This is a genomic window from Blastococcus sp. SYSU DS0828 (assembly GCF_054050975.1).
The window spans coordinates 1-21,306 of the sequence record NZ_JBJHAK010000034.1 but is presented as its reverse complement, the minus strand read 5'-3'; the positions used below and the strand labels follow the sequence as shown (position 1 = coordinate 21,306).

The 21,306-nt window shown below is 73.7% G+C and carries 25 protein-coding genes; 15 read left to right on the top strand and 10 right to left on the bottom strand.

Annotated elements, in window-relative coordinates; all coding sequences use genetic code 11:
* Positions 1 to 13 precede the first annotated feature (13 nt).
* The 9 genes from ACI79Q_RS19560 to ACI79Q_RS19520 form a co-directional block, all read right to left on the bottom strand.
* Complete coding sequence (locus ACI79Q_RS19560; RefSeq protein WP_456613051.1) at positions 14 to 781, bottom strand: hypothetical protein; 768 nt, start codon at positions 779 to 781, stop codon at positions 14 to 16.
* Complete coding sequence (locus ACI79Q_RS19555; RefSeq protein ID WP_456590949.1) at positions 778 to 1,125, bottom strand: hypothetical protein; 348 nt, start codon at positions 1,123 to 1,125, stop codon at positions 778 to 780. The genes ACI79Q_RS19560 and ACI79Q_RS19555 overlap by 4 nt, the downstream gene beginning before the upstream one ends.
* Before the next feature lie 328 nt (positions 1,126 to 1,453).
* Positions 1,454 to 2,554, bottom strand: a complete 1,101-nt coding sequence (locus ACI79Q_RS19550; protein ID WP_456590950.1) for a flagellar biosynthesis protein FliA — start codon at positions 2,552 to 2,554, stop codon at positions 1,454 to 1,456.
* A gap of 71 nt (positions 2,555 to 2,625) precedes the next feature.
* Positions 2,626 to 3,132, bottom strand: coding sequence for a hypothetical protein (locus ACI79Q_RS19545; RefSeq protein ID WP_456615208.1), 507 nt, complete (start codon positions 3,130 to 3,132; stop codon positions 2,626 to 2,628).
* 201 nt (positions 3,133 to 3,333) lie between these two features.
* Positions 3,334 to 3,636 (bottom strand): carbon storage regulator CsrA, encoded by a 303-nt coding sequence (gene csrA, locus ACI79Q_RS19540; protein ID WP_456590952.1) that lies wholly within the window; start codon positions 3,634 to 3,636, stop codon positions 3,334 to 3,336.
* A gap of 92 nt (positions 3,637 to 3,728) precedes the next feature.
* Positions 3,729 to 4,172 carry a flagellar assembly protein FliW gene (gene fliW, locus ACI79Q_RS19535; protein WP_456613049.1) on the bottom strand — a complete coding sequence of 148 codons (444 nt, stop codon included), beginning with the start codon at positions 4,170 to 4,172 and terminating at the stop codon, positions 3,729 to 3,731.
* Positions 4,172 to 5,062 (bottom strand): flagellar hook-associated protein FlgL, encoded by an 891-nt coding sequence (flgL, locus tag ACI79Q_RS19530; protein WP_456590954.1) that lies wholly within the window; start codon positions 5,060 to 5,062, stop codon positions 4,172 to 4,174. The genes fliW and flgL overlap by 1 nt, the downstream gene beginning before the upstream one ends.
* 5 nt (positions 5,063 to 5,067) lie before the next feature.
* Complete coding sequence (gene flgK, locus ACI79Q_RS19525) at positions 5,068 to 6,468, bottom strand: flagellar hook-associated protein FlgK (RefSeq protein WP_456590955.1); 1,401 nt, start codon at positions 6,466 to 6,468, stop codon at positions 5,068 to 5,070.
* Position 6,469: 1 nt separating this feature from the next.
* Positions 6,470 to 6,964: a flagellar protein FlgN gene (locus tag ACI79Q_RS19520; protein WP_456590956.1), complete on the bottom strand. Its 495-nt coding sequence runs from the start codon at positions 6,962 to 6,964 to the stop codon at positions 6,470 to 6,472.
* A gap of 253 nt (positions 6,965 to 7,217) precedes the next feature.
* Between ACI79Q_RS19520 and ACI79Q_RS19515 the strand changes: the two genes are divergently transcribed.
* The 15 genes from ACI79Q_RS19515 to ACI79Q_RS19445 all read left to right on the top strand — a co-directional run bounded on the left by ACI79Q_RS19515 (position 7,218) and on the right by ACI79Q_RS19445 (position 20,316).
* On the top strand, positions 7,218 to 8,117 hold the full coding sequence (locus ACI79Q_RS19515) for a sigma-70 family RNA polymerase sigma factor (RefSeq protein ID WP_456613048.1): 900 nt from the start codon (positions 7,218 to 7,220) through the stop codon (positions 8,115 to 8,117).
* A gap of 126 nt (positions 8,118 to 8,243) precedes the next feature.
* Positions 8,244 to 9,077 (top strand): flagellin N-terminal helical domain-containing protein, encoded by an 834-nt coding sequence (locus tag ACI79Q_RS19510; protein ID WP_456613047.1) that lies wholly within the window; start codon positions 8,244 to 8,246, stop codon positions 9,075 to 9,077.
* 125 nt (positions 9,078 to 9,202) lie between these two features.
* Positions 9,203 to 10,555 carry a flagellar filament capping protein FliD gene (gene fliD / locus ACI79Q_RS19505; RefSeq protein ID WP_456613046.1) on the top strand — a complete coding sequence of 451 codons (1,353 nt, stop codon included), beginning with the start codon at positions 9,203 to 9,205 and terminating at the stop codon, positions 10,553 to 10,555.
* A gap of 48 nt (positions 10,556 to 10,603) precedes the next feature.
* Positions 10,604 to 10,990 carry a flagellar export chaperone FliS gene (gene fliS / locus ACI79Q_RS19500; protein WP_456613045.1) on the top strand — a complete coding sequence of 129 codons (387 nt, stop codon included), beginning with the start codon at positions 10,604 to 10,606 and terminating at the stop codon, positions 10,988 to 10,990.
* Positions 10,987 to 11,415, top strand: coding sequence for a hypothetical protein (locus tag ACI79Q_RS19495; protein WP_456613044.1), 429 nt, complete (start codon positions 10,987 to 10,989; stop codon positions 11,413 to 11,415). The genes fliS and ACI79Q_RS19495 overlap by 4 nt, the downstream gene beginning before the upstream one ends.
* A 151-nt stretch (positions 11,416 to 11,566) precedes the next feature.
* Positions 11,567 to 12,658 (top strand): glycosyltransferase family protein, encoded by a 1,092-nt coding sequence (locus ACI79Q_RS19490; RefSeq protein ID WP_456615207.1) that lies wholly within the window; start codon positions 11,567 to 11,569, stop codon positions 12,656 to 12,658.
* A 360-nt stretch (positions 12,659 to 13,018) separates the two neighbouring features.
* The gene (locus tag ACI79Q_RS19485) at positions 13,019 to 13,366 is read left to right on the top strand and encodes a flagellar basal body rod protein FlgB (RefSeq protein WP_456591273.1); all 348 of its coding nucleotides are present in this window, start codon (positions 13,019 to 13,021) and stop codon (positions 13,364 to 13,366) included.
* 4 nt (positions 13,367 to 13,370) lie between these two features.
* On the top strand, positions 13,371 to 13,775 hold the full coding sequence (flgC, locus tag ACI79Q_RS19480) for a flagellar basal body rod protein FlgC (RefSeq protein WP_456613042.1): 405 nt from the start codon (positions 13,371 to 13,373) through the stop codon (positions 13,773 to 13,775).
* On the top strand, positions 13,775 to 14,089 hold the full coding sequence (locus ACI79Q_RS19475) for a flagellar hook-basal body complex protein FliE (RefSeq protein ID WP_456613041.1): 315 nt from the start codon (positions 13,775 to 13,777) through the stop codon (positions 14,087 to 14,089). The genes flgC and ACI79Q_RS19475 overlap by 1 nt, the downstream gene beginning before the upstream one ends.
* Positions 14,089 to 15,684 carry a flagellar basal-body MS-ring/collar protein FliF gene (gene fliF, locus ACI79Q_RS19470; RefSeq protein WP_456613040.1) on the top strand — a complete coding sequence of 532 codons (1,596 nt, stop codon included), beginning with the start codon at positions 14,089 to 14,091 and terminating at the stop codon, positions 15,682 to 15,684. The genes ACI79Q_RS19475 and fliF overlap by 1 nt, the downstream gene beginning before the upstream one ends.
* Positions 15,681 to 16,739, top strand: coding sequence for a flagellar motor switch protein FliG (gene fliG, locus ACI79Q_RS19465; RefSeq protein ID WP_456613039.1), 1,059 nt, complete (start codon positions 15,681 to 15,683; stop codon positions 16,737 to 16,739). Before fliF ends, fliG begins: the two co-directional genes overlap by 4 nt.
* The gene (locus tag ACI79Q_RS19460; protein WP_456613038.1) at positions 16,723 to 17,601 is read left to right on the top strand and encodes a FliH/SctL family protein; all 879 of its coding nucleotides are present in this window, start codon (positions 16,723 to 16,725) and stop codon (positions 17,599 to 17,601) included. The genes fliG and ACI79Q_RS19460 overlap by 17 nt, the downstream gene beginning before the upstream one ends.
* Positions 17,598 to 18,908, top strand: a complete 1,311-nt coding sequence (locus ACI79Q_RS19455) for a FliI/YscN family ATPase (protein WP_456591267.1) — start codon at positions 17,598 to 17,600, stop codon at positions 18,906 to 18,908. Before ACI79Q_RS19460 ends, ACI79Q_RS19455 begins: the two co-directional genes overlap by 4 nt.
* Entirely contained in the window at positions 18,905 to 19,372 is a 468-nt protein-coding gene (locus ACI79Q_RS19450; protein WP_456613036.1) for a flagellar FliJ family protein, read from the top strand. Before ACI79Q_RS19455 ends, ACI79Q_RS19450 begins: the two co-directional genes overlap by 4 nt.
* Positions 19,360 to 20,316 (top strand): transglycosylase SLT domain-containing protein, encoded by a 957-nt coding sequence (locus tag ACI79Q_RS19445; RefSeq protein ID WP_456615206.1) that lies wholly within the window; start codon positions 19,360 to 19,362, stop codon positions 20,314 to 20,316. The genes ACI79Q_RS19450 and ACI79Q_RS19445 overlap by 13 nt, the downstream gene beginning before the upstream one ends.
* Before the next feature lie 121 nt (positions 20,317 to 20,437).
* Here ACI79Q_RS19445 and ACI79Q_RS19440 read toward each other — a convergent pair whose 3' ends face one another.
* A complete protein-coding gene (locus ACI79Q_RS19440; protein WP_456613034.1) occupies positions 20,438 to 20,947 on the bottom strand; it encodes a hypothetical protein in 510 nt (169 codons plus the stop codon).
* Between the last annotated feature and the right edge of the window lie 359 nt (positions 20,948 to 21,306).

The window sequence follows — 21,306 nt, the reverse complement described above, 5'->3', positions numbered from 1 at the left end:
CGGCCGGCGGTGCTCAGATCCAGGGCAGGTCGACGACGTCCCGCCAGGGCAGCGTCACACTGGCCTCGCTGGCCTGCCCGGCCAGCCGTCGCGCCACCCCGGGATCCGCGCAGACCACCGGCCGGTGCGGGGTCACGACCACGTGCATGTCGGGCAGCGCGAGGCCCGCGGCAGCGATGCGCTGCCGCATCAGCTCCGGGGCGACCAGGGCCGCCGACGCGAGCACCGGCACCGCGCGGTGCGACCACAGCGCCAACGGCCCCTCGACGCGCAGCTCCGGTGACACCTCGTGGGCCCGGCCGGTCGCCGCGGAGCGGACACGGTGCAGCTCGACCGTGCGCGCCGCCGGTGAGGGGACCCAGGGCACGGCGAGTTCACCGCGCACGACGACGACGGTCCAGCCCACCGCCGTCTCGGACCGGTCCGACCAGTCCAGCACGGCGATCCCCTCGCCTGCGGCGGCCGCGTCCGTCACGGGCCGACGGGCCACCCACGTGCCCAGCGCAGCGGCGATGCCCGCGGTCGTGCCCGGGATCCCCGCCCGGCTCATGTCCTCGGCGAGGTCGGTCAGCGGCACCCGCTGCACCCGCTCGTCCTCCTCGACGTGCAGCACGGTGCCCGCACCCGGTCGCCTGACGAGCCCCAGGCGCAGGCGCTGCGAGGACAGCCGCGGCAGCAGCTGCGCGGCCACGTCGTGCAGGTCGACGACGTCGACGGGCGTGGTCCGGAACCGCTGCAGCAGACGCGTGGACGAGGTGGTGCCGAACGGTCCGGGGGTCACGGGCGGTCCCCGGCACCGAGGAGGCCGCGCAGCCGGGCCGGCAGCGCCGGCAGGCCGAGGACCGCGGCGAGCTCGGCCCGGCTGAGCCGGACGGGGAGGACGTCCTCGTCCCACCCGGTGGCCAGGCGGACCCGTGCGGTGGAGGCGGGCCAGACCGCCTCGCGCGCGGCGGCCACGTGCAGCTCGGTCAGCACGTCGTGCAGGTGGATGCTGGCCACCGGGTGAACGGCGCTGTCGTCCAGGGCGGTGCGCACGGATGCGGCGAGCAGCTCGCGGGCGGTCGCGTCCAGCCAGTGCGGCACGAGCGCCGGGCACCCGGCGTCGCCCGCGGGCAGCGCGCTCACCGGGCACCGCTCCGGTACCACGCCCTGGGCCCCGGGCCCGGCGCATGGGCCGGGCGGCGGTTCCTCGGGCGGGGTGTCACGAGGTGGATATCGGCAGGCTCGGACCGACTTCGACCCGCCGACGGGTCCTTTTCCGGCTCGATTCTCCCGGGCGTGTCCGCCCACGCCACCCCGCCCCGCACGTCACCGCTCTGCGCGGCGCACATGCCGAGATCCCGTGATCTCGACCGCTCCCCTGCGGGGCGACGGCCGAGATCACGGGATCTCGATGGCCTTGTCCGGTGGCTCGCCCCGCGTCTGCGCGGGGTGCGAGGGCCGGGGTCCTTCCTCAGTCCGCGAGCTCGGCCAGCCGGTCCTTGAGCGCCTTCTCGACCCGGTCGGCGTAGACGTTCATGTTGCGCACCGAGGTGTTGAGGTCGGCCGACAGCTGGGTCTTGGTCTGCCCACCCCAGGTCGTCAGGTACCAGGTCGCCCAGCCGAGCACGTTGGGCTGGCCGGCCCGCTGATCGCGGCGGGCGTCCGGGTCGGGAGCGCACGCGGCCGTGAGGGCGTGGGAGAGCAGCGTCTGCTCGGCCTCCCCCATGATCTCGTCCGGCGCCTCGGAGGAGTCGGGCAGCAGGATCTCGGTGGCCTCGGGCGCCCCGTCCAGCGATTGCAGGTTCCGCAGCCCGTTCAGCGTGGCGACGGTCTGGGAGTTGCGCCGCAAGGTGGCGACGCTCTGCCCCATGTAGGCGGCGAGCTCCTTCTCGCTGGGGCGGCGCTGGTGCTCCGCCATGAACGCCGCGATCGCCTTCTGCTGCTTGTGCTCGGTGTCGGCCGCGGTGCGCCCGTGGGCGTTGCGCCCCAGGTCGTGCACCCACTTGGACAGCTGGGTGGCCAAAAAGGCACCGAACGGAACGGACTTGTTCTCGTCGTATTGCGCGACCGCCTTGAGGATCCACTCGTAGACCTGCTGGCCGAGGTCGTCGGGGTCGGGCAGGTGCAGGCGGATCGTGCTCATGTTGCGCTGCAGGCGCTTGAGGCTGACCGGCCCGTAGTGCCGGCACAGGTCGTCGAGGAAGGCCGGCGGCAGGTCGCGCGGCGCGCGCCGGCGGACGCCGGTCTCCGCGCGCAGCCCGATGGTGGTGGTGCCCCGGCCGGCACACCAGGCCTTGACCCAGTCGGCGAGCACGGCGGCGGTTCCGCAGGCGCCGTCCACCCGGTAGAGACCGTCACCCTGGTCGTAGCTGACCGTGACGCCCTCGGGCAGGTCCCGGCGGAACTCGTCGAGCGGCAGCTCGTGGTCCACCCGGAAGTGCACCCGGTCGCGCGGGGTGATGGGCGCCAGCGCCCACCCGTCGGCCTCGGGGATCCCCCCGAAGACGAGGGGCTCGCGGGTACGGGGTCGGTCGTCGGTGGTGGACGTCGGGAACGGGACGCGGTCGGGCATCGGTACTCCTGGGCACTACGGGGAAGAAGGGGGTGCCGGGCGGCCGGCACCCCGCACTGCACGGGAGGCCGTCAGGCCGGGATGCGCTCCCCCGGGCCGGGGCGGCGCGGCGCGGGGACGGGCGAGGCCGGCGCCGAGGCGTCGGGCAGCGCCTCGAACACGTCGGCGCCCAGGGCGTCGGCACGGGCCGCACCGACGGCGGCGTGCTCGAGCAGCGTCGTAGCCGCGGCGCGCTCGGCACCGCTGGGCTCGGCCGTGTAGACCGGCATGTGGTCGTAGAGCGAGGTGAACACCGCCGACACGAACGCGTACGCCGCCTGGGCCTGCGGCGAGAACTTCGCCACCGCTGCCCGGGGTCCGAGATCGACGCCGACGGTCACCCGGACGACGCGGTCGTCCTTGCTGAGGCCGGTGACCGCGACGACCACGCCCTCGTGCTCGGCGGCCAGCGCCGCGAGCGCCGCGAGGCACTTGCGGGTGGCGCCCCGGCGGGGTCGCAGCTGCACGTGGACCACCACGGACTCCTGGTCGCCGGTCTGGTCCCCCGCCACCGAAGCGGTGCATGCGTTACGTGCCATCTTGATCGCCCCCTGTCACTTGCCTGGGGAGGAATCTGCCGCATGCACGCTGCGGACACGGCACACAACTCGCTGTGTCCATCGCAGTAGTCAGGGCGAAGCTTCGGCAAGAGTTGCCCGTGTCGCGGTCGCCCAGCCCCATCGGGCCGTCAGATTGGCACGGACTGCCGAGGAGCACCCCCCGACAGCCGTGCAGTTCTGTCAGTCGCCGGGGCGCGCCGCCTCGGCCGGACGCGGGCTCTCCGCGCCGGCGCCGTCGGGGTCGGCGTCCGACTGGGCCGTGGGCGCGAACGCCGCCAGCGCGCCGAGCGCGTCCGCGGTGACCTGGGCCGCCAGCAGGTTCGCCTCGGCGATCTGCCGGTAGACCTCCTCGCGGTGGATGGTGACCTCGCGCGGGGCCTTGAAGCCCAGTCGCACGGTGCCTCCGCGCACCTCGACGACGTGGACCTCGATGTCGTCGCCGATGCGGATCGTCTCGCCGACGCTGCGGGTGAGTGTGAGCACGAGTACCCCTCCATGGGTGTGTGGGTGGCCGTCCGTGGCGGTGCCCGCGGCTGCGGGCACGGGGCCGCGTCCCCGACGCGGCGGCACTGAGGTTATCGGCGCAGGCGCCGACGAAGAGGATGCGCACCGTCGGTCTGCACGACCTGCTGCGCCCGGTGCGTCGCGGGGGCGACGACGACCGGGGCCCGCAGGTTGGCCGTGGCCTCGGCGACGTCGCCACCGGGCACGCTGACCAGGCAGTAGACCCGGGCATCGGCCGGGTCGGTCAGACCCAGACCGGCCCGGACGTCGGCCGGGACGACCGGGGCGTACTCCGGGAAGAACTCCCGCGCCGGCACGGCGAGGAACCGGGGACCGTCCGGCGAGACCGCCTGCAGCCAGAAGAGCAGCCCGGCGGCGTCCCCGGCGACCAGCACGTAGTCGGAGTGGTCCGGGAACCCCGGCAGCGGCTCGGTGAACGACAGCACCTGCACCGGGGGCGGAGCCGGCGCCGTCGTCATCGGGCCCACTGCGGGGCTGTCGGCGAGGATGGTCATCAGCGCAGGTAGTCCATGAGCGTCGGCGAGATGGCCTTCGCCGTGGCCTGCAGCGCCGCCTGGTAGCCGACCTGCTGCATCTGCAGCCGCATGATGGTGTTCGGCAGGTCCACGTTCTCGACCCCGCCGAGCTGGGTCTCCAGGTTGAGCGCGAGGTCGCTGTTGATCTGCTGCTCGCGCTCGACCCGCGCCGCCCGGGCACCGACGTCGGCGACCCCGCCGAGCATCCGCTTCATCGCCGCGTCCAGGTCCACCAGCCCCTGGTCCAGGGCGGCGGGGTCGTTCACGAGGTCGTCGGCGATCCGGGCGACCAGGGCGAACAGGTCGGCCCCGGCCGGCCCGAAGGCCTCCGGCCCGGTCAGGTCCACACGGACCTCCTCGGTGAACGAGACCCGCCGCATGACGTCTGCGCCGTCGGCCCCCGCGATGCCCTGGAAGACCCCGGCGTCGCTGTAGGCCGTGGTGCCGGTGGTCACCCCGCCGAACACGGGGCGCCCCTGGATGGTGGTGTTCGCCAGCCCGAGCAGGCTCTCGCGCAGCGACGCCACCTCCGTGGCCAGCGCCCGCCGGCTGGCCTCGGACGAGCTGCCGGTGCTGGCCCCCTGCACGGTGAGGTCCCGGACCCGCCGGGTCACGTCGAGCATGTTCTGCAGCGTGGAGTCGGTGATCGACAGCCAGCTGTCGGCGTCGGAGATGTTGCGGCCGAACTGCTCGACCGCGGCCTGCTCCGACCGGAGCTGCATCGCCTTGTTCGTACCGGTCGGCGAGTCGGACGGCGCGTTGATGAGCTTGCCCGAGGTGAGCTGCTGCTGCAGCTTCCCGAACGCGTCGAGGTTACGGTTGAGGCCCTGCAGACTGGTGAGGGCGACGGCCTTCTGCGTGATGCGCACTCAGATCACAGCCCCACGCGGCCGGTGCGGTTGATCAGGACGTCGAGCATCTCGTCGATCGCCGAGACCAGCCGGCTCGCGGCCGAGTACGCGTGCTGGAAGGACAGCATGTTGGTCATCTCCTCGTCGAGGTTGACCCCGGCCACGGACTCCCGGGCGGCGTCCACCTGCCCGGTGATGACCGACTGGATGCCGAGGTTGCGCTGCGAGACCGCCGACTGGACACCCAGCTCGACGATCATCTTGCGGTAGGCGGCGTCCGGTGAGGCGACACCGTTGCCCAGCTGCGCGAGCTTGTCCGCATTCCCGCGGTCGAGGTTCGGGACGCCCGGGCCGATGGACGATGCCGCGACCTTCTGCGGGTCGGTGAGGACCACGGTGATGGACGAGGCCGTCACCGGTCCGCCCGAGGAGCCGATCAGCGGACCGCCCTGGAGGCCGTCGAGATCGTAGCCGTCGGCGTGCGCGGTGTTCAGCGCGGCGGCCAGGGACGAGGCGACGCCATCGAGCTCGGTGCGGTAGGTCGGCAGGATGGAGTTCAGCACGTGCAGCTGCCCTCCGGCGGCTCCTCCGACGGTGACCGCGAGCCCCCCGGTCGCGGTCACGATGCGCGGCGGGTCGCCGGCGGTACCGGCGGGGTCGATCGTGCCCTGGACGGCGAGCTTCGACGCCGTCCCACCGGCGACGAGCGTGACGCTGCCGACCAGCACGTCGACGACGCCACCGTCCCGCGGCCGCACCGACACCCCCACCTGGTCTGCGAGCTTCATGACCAGCAGGTCACGCTGGTCGGTGAGGTCGTTGGCCGGCAGGCCGCTCTGCGAGGCGCGCAGGATCGCCGTGTTCAGCTGGGCGATCGTGTCGGCCGCCGCGTTGACGTCGTCCACGAGGACGCCCAGGTTCTCGCGGGTCTGCTGCCACTGCCCGTCCAGCTGCGCGCTGCTGAAGTGCAGTCCCCCGACGAGCGTCTCCAGCCGCTTGAGCACCTGTCCCCGCGCAGCCGGGTCCTCCGGCTTGTTGGCCACGTCCTGCCATCCGCGCCACATGTCGGCCATGAGGTTCTGCAGGCCGGTGGTGCCCGGCTCGCGGAAGGCCTGCTCCACGAGCTGGTACGCGTCGGTCTCGGCGGTCAGCTGCGCCCGGTTGGCGTGCTCGGTGTGCCCGCGCCCCTCCAGGAAGGCGTCACGGATCCGCGTCACCTCGTCGGCGTTCACCCCACCACCGATGCCGTCGCCGGTGGAGTAGAAAGCCGGGACCGCGCTGCCGCCGATCGCCTGCATGTCGACCCGCTGGCGGGAGTACCCGTCGGTGTTGACGTTGGAGATGTTCTGGCCGGTGACGTCGAGCGCCCGGCGCTGCGCCCAGAGGGACGTGGTCGCGGTGTTCAGGAGGCTGAAGGTGCTCACGTCAGAGTGCTCCGTCCAGGGTGACCGCGCGGTAGGTGCCGTCGGAGTGCCGGCCGGTCGCGCCGTAGGTGCCGGCCGAGGACGACCGCGTCCGCGTGAGCGCGTCCCCGATGGCCGACAGGCCGCCCTCGATGAGCTCCCGGTTGGCGTCGGACAGGCTGCGCAGCTCGGTGATCAGCACCAGCAACGCCTCGTGGTGCTGGGCCAGGAGGTCGTTCCAGGGGGCGGGGGCGGCGTCGGCGACCTGCCGCAGGGAGGGGTCGCTCGCGAGGCCGAGCGTCCCCGCGATCGCCTCGGTGGCCGCGGACCGCTCCACCTCGAGGGTGCGCAGCTGGTCGAGGATCACCTCGATCTCGTGCGCGATGCGCGCCAGCCACCGGCTCTTGCCCGTGAGGATCAGGTACTGCTTCTCCTCGGCCTTGAAGAGCAGGAGGTCCAGGAGCTCCTGCTCCCGCCACAGCAACGTCGACAGGTGCTGGTAGTCCACTCCGTCCACCGCCTTCCGTCGTCTCGCTCGTGCTCGCGGCCCCCCGGCCCCCGGCCAGGACGACCCGCTGTCGGAGCTGGCATCGGCACCCGTCCGGAGGGGGTTGAGCCGAAGGGCGGAACTGGCGCTCAAGTTCGACAGGATTTGTGCCGACGGGTGGTGCCGACCTCGGTACCGACCGCCGAGAGATACGGACGTGACCCCAGTCCGTTCCCTCGCGACCGAGCGACCCCTCCGTGAGCGGCCCGCCCACGACCGGCCGTTGCGCGAACGCCCCCAGAACGGCCGGGTCCCGCACCCGGTCAAGGGGCGCTCCCCGCAGGAGGTCGACGCGCTGGTGACCGAACACCTGCCGCTGGCGGCGTTCGCCGTCAACGCCGTCGCCTCCCGCATCTCGCTCCCCGGCCACGTCAGCCGGGAGGACCTGCTGTCCTGCGCCCACGTGGCCCTGGTCGAGGTGGCACGACGGTTCGACCCGGACGCGGGCGCCTCCTTCGCCACCTACGCCCTGGCGCGGCTGCAGGGGGCGGTCCTGGACGAGCTGCGCTCCGGGGACTGGGCCAGCCGATCGGTGCGCGCCGCGGCCCGGCGGACCGACGCCGCCGCCGACGCGCTGACCATCAGCCTGGGCCGGCCGCCCACGCGCGAGGAGCTCGCGCAGAGCCTGGGTGTCGCCCGCAGCGAGCTGGATCACCTGCAGGTCGACGTCCACCGGGCCGTGATGATCAGCATCGACGCGGAGGTCGGCCCCGATGGGACGGCGCTCGACCTGCCCGACAGCGGCGAGTCGCCCGAACGCGCGGTCCTGCGGGGGGAACGCGCCCGGCACCTGCACGCGGCGATCCGGGCGCTGCCCGACCGGCTCGACGAGGTCGTCGAGCGGAATTTCTTCGGTGATGAATCACTGACCGACATCGCGGAAGACCTCGGAGTGACGCTGTCGCGCGTCTCGCAGATGCGCGCACGGGCACTCACCCTCCTGCACGCCGCCATGAGCGAGATCTGGGAAGGCAGGACGGTCCCCGCGGACGGCGGGGTGCGCGCACGCAACCAGCAACGCGCCTACGTCGACCGCGTGACCGGCCGTGCCGGCGGAGTGCCGGCCCCCCGCCGGCACGGCTCGTGGCCCGACGCCGGGGTGACGTCCGCCCGCTCGGCCTGAATCCCGGAAAAGTTCTCGGCACTCGGCTCAAGCGGTGCGCACATGCCGCCGATGACCTAGGTGCACCGCCCCGCAGCACGGATGCAGCGGGATCACCAGGTACGACCCCATCCAAGGAGGATCATCATGGGTCTGCGCATCAACCAGAACATCGCCGCCCTCAACGCTCACCGGAACCTGTCGATCACCGACAGCCAGATGAGCAAGTCGCTCGAGAAGCTGTCCTCCGGCTTCCGGATCAACCGCGCCGCCGACGACGCGGCCGGTCTGGCGATCTCCGAGGGCCTGCGCTCGCAGGTCGGTGGCCTCAAGGTCGCCGTCCGCAACGCGCAGGACGGCGTCTCCGTCGTGCAGACGGCAGAAGGTGCCCTCACCGAGGTGCACTCCATCCTGCAGCGCGTCCGTGACCTGACCGTCCAGGCGGGTAACAGCGGCGTCGTCGACGACAAGGCCCGCGGCTACATCGCGAAGGAGGTCACCGAGCTCGCCGGCGCGCTGACCGACATCGCGACCCGGACGGACTTCAACGGGACCAAGCTCCTGAACGGCAGCGCCTCCAGCCTGTCGTTCCAGACCGGCGCCAACGGCGGCGAGACCGTCAGCGTCAGCCTGAGCAACGTCACCACCGTCGCCACCGCGGTCACCGGCGTGTCCACCAACATGCAGGCGTCGGGCACCTACAGCGCCTCGACCGACCTGGCCACGCTGGACGCCCAGATCAAGACGGTGTCGGAGTCCCGGGCCACCCTCGGTGCCTCGCAGAACCGTTTCGAGAGCACCATCAACTCGCTCAACGTCTCGATCGAGAACCTGAGCGCGTCGGAGAGCCGGGTCCGCGACGCCGACATGGCCCAGGAGATGGTCGGGTTCACCCGCGCCCAGATCCTGAGCCAGGCCGGCACCGCGATGCTCGCGCAGGCCAACCAGGCCTCGCAGGGCGTCCTCTCGCTGCTCCGCTGATCGACGATCAGCTGAGCAACTGAGGTCGCAGACCCTCAGCACCACCCCGGGTGAGGGGGGAGGCCCTCGCGCCTCCCCCCTCACTCGCTTGCGCCCCGATCCCACCGACCCCAGGAGCCAGTGACATGACGATGAGCATCAACACCGGCCTGGTGTCCGGGATCGACACGGGCACGATGATCAGCCAGCTGCTGCAGCTCGAGGCGCAGCAGCAGAACTCGCTGAAGACGCGGCTGTCGACGACGCAGGTCACCGCCAGCGCCTACCGCACGGTGAACAGCGCGCTGGCGGCCCTGACCACCAGCGCCCAGTCGCTGCTCAAGCCGGAGTCCTTCGCCAGCACGAAGGCCACCAGCACCGCTGCCTCCGTCGGGGTCACCACCGCCTCCTACGCCACCCCGGGCTCTCTCACCTTCACCGTCGCCAAGGTCGCGACCACCGCCTCCTGGACCAGCGCCGGCCGGTGGTCGAGCACGACCACCGCCGCCGACCTGAGCAGCCTGGACATCCGCAGCGCCGACGGGACCACCAGCAAGGGCACGGTCACGCTGGACGGCACCGAGTCGCTCGAGCAGGTCGCGGCGAAGATCAACGGCGACACCGCCCTGGGCCTGAAGGCCTCCGCGGTGCAGGTCTCCCCCGGGCAGTTCGCCCTCCAGATCAGCGCGAGCACCTCCGGCGCAGCCACCGGGTTCTCCGTCGCCGGCACGGCGTTCACCGCCACGAGCGCCGGCCAGAACGCGGAGCTGGTCGTCGGCGGAACCACCGCCGGCACGACGGGCTACACGATCAGCTCGGCCACCAACACCTTCGAGGGCGTCCTGCCCGGCGCGACGCTCACGGTCTCCAAGGAGGAGCCCACGCCGGTCACCGTCACCGTCGCGTCGGACCCCGCCGCCGTCGCCGACAAGGTCTCCGCGCTCGTCGACGCCGTCAACAACGCGCTGTCGACGATCAAGACATACACGGACAACACGCCGGGGAGCACGGCGGCGCTGCGCGGCGAGTACGCGGTGACCTCCATCGCCGGTCAGCTGCTCCAGGCCGTCTCCGACGCGGTCGGCGACGACGGCTCACCGGCCCAGGTCGGGTTCCAGTCCACCCGCGACGGCCGGATCACCTTCGACAAGGAGAAGTTCGCCGCCGCCCTCACGGCGACGCCGGAGCTGGCCCAGCGCATCGTGGTCGGAACCGGCGTGGAGGGCGAGCCCGGTGCCGTTGCCGGCCTGGCCGCGCGGGTCCGCGACGTCAGCAAGGCCGCCTCGGACGCGACGACCGGCACCCTGAGCTCCCTGGCCAAGGGCCAGGACAACCTCGCGCGCGACATCCAGGACCGGATCGCCGACTGGGATCTGCGGCTCGCCGCCCGCAAGGTGGCCCTCACCCGCCAGTTCACCGCCATGGAGTCCGCGCTGAGCTCCCTGACCAACCAGTCGAACTGGCTGGCCGGTCAGCTCAGCTCGCTCCCGTCGGCCTGACGTCCCCCGCCCCACCCGCTCGACTCTTCGCTTCAGGAGCCCTTCCCCATGAGTGCTGCTTCGCTCCGCGCCCGCTACCTCGGCGACGCCGTCGCCACCGCCTCGCCGCAGCAGGTGCTGGTGATGCTCTACGACCGGCTGGCCCTCGATCTCGAGCGGGCTCAGGTGGCGGTCGCCGAGGGGAGCCGCTCCCGGGCGAACGAGGAGCTCCAGCACGCCCAGGCGATCGTCCTCGAGCTGCTGTCCAGCCTGCAGGTCGACCTGTGGGAGGGCGGTCCGCGCCTGGCAGCCCTCTACAACTGGCTGATGGGCGAGCTGGTGCAGGCCAACCTCAAGTTCGACGCCAACCGGATCGCCTCCTGCCGGGCGGTCGTCGAGCCCCTGCGCGACGCGTGGCGGCAGGCGGCGGCCTCCTTGGCGGGCGTCGCGTCATGACCGTCGGCCCGGTCAGCGGCTCGGCCGCGGCCGGCTTCGGTGCCAGCCCGTACACGCCTGCCGCCCGGCCGAACGCCTCCGGCAGCTCCACGTCCGGCGACCGGCACCCGCCGGCCGACTGGCGCGAGGCCCTCGACCAGCTCGAGGGCGACGTCCTCGACGCCCAGGAGAGCCTCGCCCGGGGCCGGGCCGAGGAGATCGCCGCGTGGGGCAGGCGCAGCACCGACTGGGTGCCGCCGTCCGGGCTCGGCCCGATCCCGGCCGATCTGCGTGAGCGGGCCGCCCGGCTGCTGCAGCACCAGCTGGCGGTCGCGGAGGCCCTGGTCGAGCGGATCATCCAGTCCCAGAGGCAGCGCGACGTCGCCGCGCGCATGTCCTACGGCGCCGAGCGACCGGTCCCGTCGTTCATCGACCGCGCGCTCTGACGTGGGCCCGCTGAGCACGAAACCTCGCTGACGGAACGTCTCCCGGTTCCGACCTGCCGATAGCAGAGGGGCGAGCGCCGACTCCCGGCGCCGGGCGCCGCACCGGCGCACCGCTCCCCCGGCAGCGGCCATCCAGAGAAGGGTCCCCCACATGCGCGTCCTGCTCACGCACGCGATCGCCCCGGGTTCGACGTACTACCGGATCGAGGAGCCCGCCCGCGCGGTCCAGGCGGCCGGGCTCGGGGTCGAGGTCGCGGTCGCCCGCGGCATCACCACGACGATGCACCCCTCCGCCGGCGACGGGGAGCTGGAGGTGACTGCCGCCGACGCCCAGGGCGCCGACGTGGTGGTCCTGCAGCTGCCGAAGACCGTCGGCATGCTGCAGACCCAGCGGGTCCTGCAGGAGCAGGGCGTGGCCGTCGTCGTGGAGATGGACGACCTGCTCTCCGCGGTCCCCTACGGCCACATGGCGCACGACGCCCTGGTGCGCGCCGGGCACAGCCAGCTCGCGGCGCAGGCCGCCCGTGAGGCGGATTTCGTCACCACCTCGACCCCGGCGCTGCTGCGGGAGTACGCCCCCCACGGTCGCGGTGTGGTCATCGAGAACGCCGTCCCCCGGCGCATCGCCGAGCTGCCGCCGGCCTACGAGCGCACGCCGGGAACGGTCACGATCGGCTGGACCGGGAACGTCTACAACCACCCGTACGACCTGCAGGAGATGGGCTCCGGCCTCCAGCAGGCGCTGGACCGCACGGCGCCGCGGAGCCGGCTGGTGGTCCTCGGGCAGAAGTGGGACCTCCGGGAGCGTCTCGGCCTGCGGTTCGAGCCCGAGGAGGTGCCGTGGGTCATGGACGTGGACACCTACGCCGCTCGGGTCGGCGAGCTGTTCGACATCGGGATCGCCCCCCTCCGCGTGGACCGGTTCAACACGAGCAAGAGCTGGCTCAAGCCGCTCGAGTACTCGGCCCGGGGCGTGTACTGCGTGCGCGCGCGGACCGACGAGTACGAGCGGCTCGGCCTGGGCATGCCGGCCCGCGCCCCCAAGGACTGGGCGAAGTGGCTCACGCTCGGGATCACGGACGCCGACCGCCGGCGCGAGGTCGCCGCCGCCGCCCGGGAGCGGGTGCTGGCCCAGCACCTCACCGAGCACACCGCCGAGCGCTGGGCGGCCGCCTGGCGGGCCGCGCGGGACAACCGCACCCGCGCCCTCGGGCGCGGACGGCTCGCCACCTTCGCTCACTGACCCGCTCTCCGCACGTCCGCCCCGTCGCCGGCTCCCGGCGGCGGGGCGTTCGTCTTGTTCTGCCGTGCACCCGCCCCTCAGGCGCGGCGACCGTGCGGAAGGTGCCAACTCCCCCGTCCCGGTCGGCTCGCGGCACGGCGAGCTCACCGCCCGTCACATCCGCCACGGTTCCCCCATCCGGTCCCTGCCGTCCCTCGTGTGGCGGAACGAGGTCAGGCGGCACCGGCCGGCTGCCGATGGAGCAGGTGCACGGAGAGCACCACTTTCGCCACGGATCGGCGGCCCAGCACTCGTTCGCGAGTGTCTTCCGCGTACCCGGAGGTCGATCGTGTCCTGCTCCACCCGCCGGCGAGCCGCCCGATGATCGGCGACGTCGGCACGCCGGTCCTGAAGGCCGCGCTCGCCGGCCTCGCGCAGCGGCAGCGCGTCACCGCAGACAACATCGCGAACGTCAACACCCCCGGCTTCCTGGCCGGGCGGACCGACTTCGAGACGTCACTGCGCGGGGCGATCCGCAACGGCACCACCCCGGTCATCTCCGGCGGCACCACCGTGCGCTCGCTGGAGCCGACGAACACCAACGGCAACAACGTCAACCTCGACGCGGAGACGGTCATCGCCACCGAGACGGGGCTGCGCTACCAGCTGGCGCTGACCGCACTCGACGGCAAGTACAACTCGATCCGCACGGCACTGAGGACGTCCTGACCCCATGAGCATGTTCCAGGCCCTGAGCATCTCGCAGTCCGGGCTGATGACGCACCGGAAGTGGCTCGATGCCGCCGCCGACAACATCGCGAACATCAACACGGTGCGGCGCACCGACGAGGACGCCTTCCAGGCGCGGCTCGTCGTCGCCCAGGCCGTGGACTACGGAACCGGCGAGGGCGGCGTGCGCGTGGCCCGCGCGGAGTTCGGCGACCCCGAGGGTCGCCTGGTGTACCAGCCCGACCACCCGCTGGCCGACGCCGAGGGCTACGTCAAGTACCCCGACATCGACCTCGGGGACCAGATGACCCACATGATGATGGCGCAGCGCGGCTACCAGGCGAACCTCGCCGTGGTCGAGCGGGCCACGAACGCCTACCAGGCGGCGCTGCAGCTGGGTAAGGGCTGATGACGATCCCGCTCGGCGGCATCCCGCCGATCGGCCTCGGCGCGGTCACCGGTGTCGCCGGCAGCACCCGCGGCACTCCCGCCGCCGAGGGCACCGACGGCTTCGCCGCCGTCCTCGCCTCCACCTTCGACAAGCTCCAGGCCACCCAGTCGGTGACCGCCGAGCTGGGCGTGCAGGCCGCCACCGGCGACCTGAAGGACGTCCACGACTACATGATCGCCAGCGCTGAGTCCGGCGTGGCCACGGAGATGGTCGTGGCGATCAAGAACCAGGCCGTCGCGGCCTTCAACGAGATCATGAGGATGCAGATCTGATGAAGTCGGCACTCGCCGGGACGCTGGAGCGTGCCCGCTCCACGTTCGACACGGTCAGCGCCGGGCAGAAGGTCGTCATCGGCCTGCTGCTCGCCGGGCTGACCCTCGGCGGGTTCTTCTTCTACAGCTGGATCACCACGCCGACGCAGGCCCCGCTGTTCTCGAACCTCGCCGCCGCCGACGCCTCGGCGATCGTCGAGGAGCTGAACGCCCAGGGCACGGCCTACGAACTGGCGGACGGCGGCGGAACCATCATGGTCGCCAAGGACAAGGTCTACGACCTCCGCCTGGCCATGAGCGGCAAGGGCCTGCCCGCCGGCAAGGGCACCGGGTACGCCCTGCTGGACGAGCAGGGCATCACCACCAGCGAGTTCCAGCAGCAGGTCACCTACCAGCGCGCCCTGGAGGGCGAGCTGGCCAACACGCTGAAGGCACTGGCGGGCGTCAACTCCGCCGTCGTGCACGTCGCCCTGCCCAAGGACGAGGTGTTCGTCGCCGACAAGGCCGTGCCGACGGCGTCGGTCCTGCTCGACCTGGCCCCGGGCACCGCGCTCACGGGCGAGCAGATCCAGGCGGTCACCAACCTGGTCTCCTCGAGCATCCAGGACATGGACCCCGACCAGGTCACGGTGGCCGACTCGACCGGCCGGGTCCTCTCGGCCGCCGGCACGGGCGTCACCGCGGCCGCCGGCGACGCTCGCTCCCAGGTGGAGCAGGACTACGAGAACCGGCTGGCCGCGAACGCCCAGAAGATCCTCGACCAGGTGGTCGGTCCCGGTAAGGCGGTCGTGTCGGTCCGCGCCGACGTCGACCTGGCCCAGCGCAACACCACCACCGAGACCTACCAGTTCGAGGAGGGCACGCCACCCCTCTCCGAGCAGACGACCACCGAGGAGTACGTCGGCGGCGGCGCCCCGGTGGGCGGCATCCTGGGCCCGGAGAACATGCCCGACGCCGCGGAGAACGCCGGCGGCGAGGCCACGTACAACAAGGAGTCCACGACGGCCAACAACGCCGTCGGGAAGACCGTCGAGGTCGTCGACGACGCCCCCGGGACCCTGAGGCGGCTCACCGTCTCCGTCGTCATGGACGACGCGGTCGCCGGCAACCTCAACCAGCAGCAGATGACCGATCTGATGGTCACCGCCGTCGGCCTGGACGAGGCCCGAGGCGACGACATCACGGTCGCCGCGCTGCCTTTCGACGCCACCGCCGCCGAGAACGCCGCCGCGGCGATGGAGGCCGCGCGCGAGGCCGAGGCCGCCGAGCAGATGTGGTCGATGATCCGCACCGGTGGCATCGCCGCGGGCATCGCGCTGGTCGTCCTCATCGTCTGGCTGCGCTCGCGGCGCCGCCAGGACGACGAGGACGACGAGGACTACGAGGCTCTCGAGCTCGACGACGACGTGCTCGCCGAGCTGGACCGCCTGCGCGTGGCCAGCACCCGGCAGATGGTCGAGCCCGACAACGCCGCGCTGGAGCTGGAAGCCGTCGAACGGGCGAAGGTGCGAGGGGAGATCTCCACGATGGTCAGCGAGCGTCCCGACGAGGTCGCGGCCATGCTGCGCGGCTGGCTGGGCGAGAGCAAGTCATGACCCTCGCGAGCATCCCCACGACGCCCGGCACCGCTGTCGCCGTACCGCCGCGCCCGGAGCTGCCCGGCCTCCGCAAGGCCGCGGTGTTCCTCGCCCAGATGAGCAAGGAGGAGGCCGGCGTCCTGCTCGCCCAGCTGCGGCCCCGGGAGGTCGAGGCGCTCACCCGCGAGCTGATGAAGCTGGGCTCGGTGGAGCTCGAGGACGTCGACGGCGTCATGCGCGAGTTCCACCACCTGATGACCGCGCAGCAGTTCGTCGGGCGCGGCGGTGTCGAGTTCGCCCGCGAGATCCTCGCGGCGGGGCTCGGCCAGGACAAGGCCGAGGGCATCCTGTCCCGGCTCAACGTCGTCTACACCGAGGTGCCGTTCGCCTCGCTGCGCAACGCCGACGTGCGGCAGCTGGTCACCTTCCTCAAGGACGAGCACGCGCAGATCATCGCCCTGGTCCTCGCCCACCTCACGGCCGCGCAGTCGGCCGAGGTGCTCTCCGGATTCGCCCCCGAGCAGCAGGCCGAGGTCGCCCACCGCATCGCCATGATGGACCGCACCTCACCGGAGATGGTGCGGCTGGTCGAGGAGGAGCTCGGCCGCCGGATGGGCTCGATCCTGGCGCACCAGGACATGACCACCGTCGGCGGTGTCGAGACCCTCGTCGAGATCATCAACCGCTCCCCGCGGCCCACCGAGCGTTCGATCCTCGAGTGGCTGGACAACACCGATCCGGAGCTGGCCGACCAGGTCCGTTCGCAGATGTTCGTCTTCGAGGACATCGTCACCATCGACGACCGCTCCCTGCAGCTGGTGCTGCGCGAGGTGGAGGCCAACGACCTCGCCACCGCGCTCAAGGGTGTGCGGCCCGACGTGCAGGACAAGATCAAGCGGAACCTCTCCGAGCGCGCGGCCGAGAACCTCAGCGAGGAGATCGAGCTGCTCGGCCCGGTGCGCACCCGCACGGTCGAGGAGGCCCAGGCCAAGGTCGTCGCGGTCATCCGCACGCTCGAGGAGCAGGGTGTGCTGACCATCAACCGCGGCGGGGACGATGAGTTCGTCTCCTGACACCGGTCACCGGCCACCCCGGGAGGGCGCGGTCCTGCGCGGCGGCTCCGCCGCGCTGGCCCGCCCCTACCGGGAGGTCATGGCCGAGCGCGGCGCCCCCGCGGACCCACGGGTCGCGGTGGTCCCGGCCGCCCGGACCGCCGGCATCCCGGTGCCGGCCTGGCCGGCCGCGGCCGCCCCGGCGCCCTCCTCCCCCGCCGTCCCCGCCCAGCCCTCGCCGGTCGAACGCCGGACGAGCGTGCGCCGCGCCGAGGACCAGCCGGTCGCCGGCAGCAAGCCGTCCTTCCGGCTCGGTGACGTGTACGCCGAGGAGCTGGCACGGCTGCGGGCCCAGGCCCGCACCGAGGGCTTCGCCGCCGGCCACGCCGAGGGCCTGCTGGCCGCGGAGTCCGTCGTCGCCGAGGTCGAGCGCGACGCCCAGGAGCGACTGGCCGAGGTCCAGGCCCGGTGGGAGCGTCGGCTGGTCTCCGCGACCGCCGCGCTCGGCGCGGCCGTGCGGGAGGTGGAGGAGGCCGCCCGCCCGGTGGCCGACGACATCCGCGACTCGATCGTGGGCACCGTGCTCACCCTCGTCGAGGACCTCCTCGGCCGGGAGCTCGCGCTGGCCGCCGACCCGGTGATGGACGCGGTCCGCCGCGCCCTCACCTTCTGCCCCGCCGACGCCCCGACGATCGTGCGGCTGCACCCGGACGACCTCGCCGAGGTGCCCGCCGAGACGCTCGCCGAGCTGCCCGACACGGTGCGGGTGGTCGCCGATCCGTCGGTGGAGCGGGCCGGCGCCGTCGCCGAGTCCGGCCCCCGGCGGATCGACGCCCAGCTGGGCACGGCGCTGCAGCGCGTGCAGGAGGTGCTGGGCGCATGACCGTCCCGCCCGGCGTGGTCGAGCGCGCCCGTGCGGCGGCCCGCCCGCAGGTGACCGGCGTCGTGACCGGTGCGATGGGGCTGACCCTCAGCGTCGACGGCGTCACCGCGGCCGTGGGTGACCTCGTCGAGGTCGACCCCACCACGCGCCGGCTGCTCGCCGAAGTCGTGGCCGTCGGCCGCGACCGGCTCACCTGCATGCCGCTGGGGGGGCTGTCCGGCGTGCACGCCGGCGCCCCGGTGCGCGCCACGGGCCGGCCGCTGCAGGTGCCGGTCGGTGAACAGCTGCTCGGCCGCGTCCTCGACGGGCTCGGCCGGCCGGTGGACGGCGGACCGTCCCTCGACGGCCGCGTGTCGTGGGTGGACCTGGAGACCCCGACGCCGCACGCCCTCTCCCGCGCCCGCGTGGAGGAGCCGCTCAGCTTCGGCGTGCGCGCCCTGGACACGCTCGTCCCCTGCGGCAAGGGCCAGCGCCTCGGCATCTTCGCCGGCTCCGGCGTCGGCAAGTCCAGCCTGCTCGCCCAGATCACCCGCGGCACCGACGCCGACGTCCGGGTCATCGGGTTGATCGGCGAGCGGGGCCGCGAGGTGCGCGAGTTCATCGAGGAGAACCTGGGCGCCGAGGGGCTGGCCCGCACCGTCGTCGTCGTCGCCACCTCCGACGAGCCGCCGCTGGTGCGGCTCAAGGCCGCGTTCGTCGCCACCCGCATCGCCGAGGCGTTCCGCGACGAGGGCCGCGACGTCCTGCTGCTGATGGACTCGATCACCCGCACCGCCATGGCCCAGCGCGAGGTCGGGCTGTCGGCCGGGGAACCCCCGGCCACCCGGGGCTACCCGCCGAGCGTCTTCGCGATGATGCCGCAGCTGCTGGAGAAGGCCGGCACCGGTGTGACCGGGTCGATCACCGGCCTCTACACGGTGCTCGTCGAGGGCGACGACCACAACGAGCCGATCGCCGACACCGCGCGCTCGATCCTCGACGGGCACATCGTGCTCACCCGCAAGCTGGCCACGACCGGCCACTTCCCCGCGATCGACGTGCTCGAGTCCATCTCCCGCGTCGCCGGCGCGGTGGTGCCGCCGGCGCAGATGGCCGATGCCCGGGAGATCCGCCGCCTCATGGGCGCCCTGCGCGACGTCCGGGAGCTGATCGAGATCGGGGCCTACCAGGACGGCAGCGACCCGCTGGTCGACCGCGCCCGCCAGCTGGCCCCGCAGATCGACGCGTTCCTCCAGCAGCCGCTCGGTGAGTCGACGTCGGCCGCCGAGGCGTGGGGCTGGCTGCAGCGGATCGTGAGGGGCGGGTGAAGCGCACCGCCTTCCGGCTGCAGCCCGTCCTGGAGCTGCGCCGGAGCGAGGAGCGGGCAGCGGCCGCCGCCGCGGCGGCCGCCGCGAACGCCGCCGCGGACGCCGCCCGGCGGGCGGCCGAGCAGGAGACGGCGCTGGCCGGCGCCGTGCTGCCGCCGTCCCTGCCCGCCGGTTCGTTCGTGGCGGCCATGGTGCTGCTGCGCACGGCGGCCACCGATGCCGCCGACGCCCGGTCGCTGGCCACCGCACAAGCGGAGCAGGCCGAGGCCGTCCGGGCGGAGTGGACCGCCGCCGCGCGCCGCACCAAGGCGCTCGAGCGGCTCGCCGAACGGCACCGGGAGGCCCAGCAGCGCGCCGCCGACGCCGCCGAGGCGCGCGCCGCGGACGACCTGGCCACCGGCCGTGCCCGTCGCGGCACCGACGAGGGCACCGACACGGAGAGGGGCACGGCATGGACGGAGTGAGCGCGGTGCAGGCCCGGATCGCCGAGATCCACGCCCGGTTCCAGCCGACCGCCACGACCACCTCGTCGTCCGCCGCGTGGGCCTCGGCCGCCGGCGCGGCCGGGCTGACCGGCAGCTCCTCGGTAACCACCGCGGCGGCCGGCACGGCCACCGCCTCCGAGGGTGCGGTCGTCGCCGAGGCGCAGAAGTATCTCGGCGTCCCCTACCTCTGGGGCGGCACCGACCCGCGCAAGGGGCTGGACTGCTCGGGCTTCACCAAGCTGGTGTTCGGCAACCTGGGCATCGAGCTGCCGCGCACCTCCTCGCAGCAGGCGACCGCCGGCAAGGCTGTCGCCTCGCTCGCCTCCGCGCGCGCGGGTGACCTGGTCTTCTTCGACCACTCGTCGTCGCGGGCGGGGATCGACCACGTGGGCATCTACCTCGGCAACGGGCAGATGATCGCCGCGCCCCAGGCCGGAGAGACGGTGAAGGTGCAGGCGGTCGGCAACCCGAGCGTGATCCGCCGGGTCCTCCCCGAAGCGGCCGGGGCGAGCCCGGTCGCCGCGGCGACCGCGAGCACGCTGGCCGGGGTGCCCTACGCGGACCTGTTCCAGCGCGCGGCCAGCAAGCACGGCGTCGACGCCTCGCTGCTGGCCGCGGTCGCCAAGCAGGAGTCCGGCTTCAACTCCTCGGCCGTCTCCCCCGCCGGCGCGCAGGGCCTCATGCAGTTCATGCCGGCCACCGCCCGCGGCCTGGGGGTCGACGCGCTCGACCCGGCCTCGGCGATCGACGGCGCGGCCCGCTACCTCAGCAGCCTGACCAAGCAGTTCGGCTCCACCGAGCTGGCACTGGCGGCCTACAACTCCGGGCCCGGGACGGTGAGCCGGTACAGCGGCATCCCGCCCTACCCGGAGACCCAGAACTACGTCCGGTCCGTGATGAGCAAGGCGGAGGCCTACCGATGACCGCTCCCGTGACCACCGCTGCCCCGGGTCCCCGGGCCGCTCCGGCCGGCGCCTCGCCGGGCGGCTCCGGCGACAGCGCGGAACCCTTCGCCTCGGCCCTGGACGGCGCGCTGTCCGGCGGTCAGAACCCGGTTCGCGGCCACGGGGGACGGCAGACCTCCGGCGACGCCGCCCCGGGCGAGGACGGAGCGGCCACCGGGGAGGCAGCAGCCGACGGCGTCACCGTCGTCGACACCGCCGCCGCCGGGGTGGCTGCGGCGCTGTGGGCCCTGGCACTCGGCAGCGCCGCGGGGTCGACCGCGGGCTCCACCGCGGCGGGGCCGACCACCGGCACCGTGGGAGCGAGCAGCGCCACCCTCGCCGCGGGCATCGGGGCAGGCGCCGCAGCCGCCGCGACCGAGCCCGGCGCCGCGATCGTTCCCGGCCCCGTTCCGCCCGCGGGCACGCCCGCGCCGGCGGCTCCGCCCATGGCACCGACCACCCCGGCCGTGCACGCGGCAGCGGCACCGGTGGCGGCCGCGTCCGGTGCGCCGGGGGGCGCCGCGACGGCGCAGTCGGCCGCACCGCTCTCCGTGGTGGTGTCCGCCTCGGGCGGCCCGGCCGCCGCGGCCACCGCCACGGGCGCCGTCACCGGCGTGCCGGGCGAGGCACCCGAGGGTCCGGGTGCGCCGCCGCCCACGGCCCTGCCCCCGGCCGGGGCCGTCGGCGACGGCGCCGCGACGGCGGACGACGGCGGGCCGGGCGGGGAGCCCCGGGCAGCCGTCGCCGCGTCCCTCCCGGACGCCGGTGCCGGGACAGCCGGCCACGACTCCCCGGTCGTCCCCGGCACCACCGGCTCCGTTTCTGCCCCCGGCCAGGTGACCGCTGCCGCCCCGGGGGGGGGGGGGGGGGGGGGGGGGGGGGGGGGGGGGGGGGGGGGGGGGGGGGGGGGGGGGGGGGGGGGGGGGGGGGGGGGGGGGGGGGGGGGGGGGGGGGGGGGCGCCCGCTATC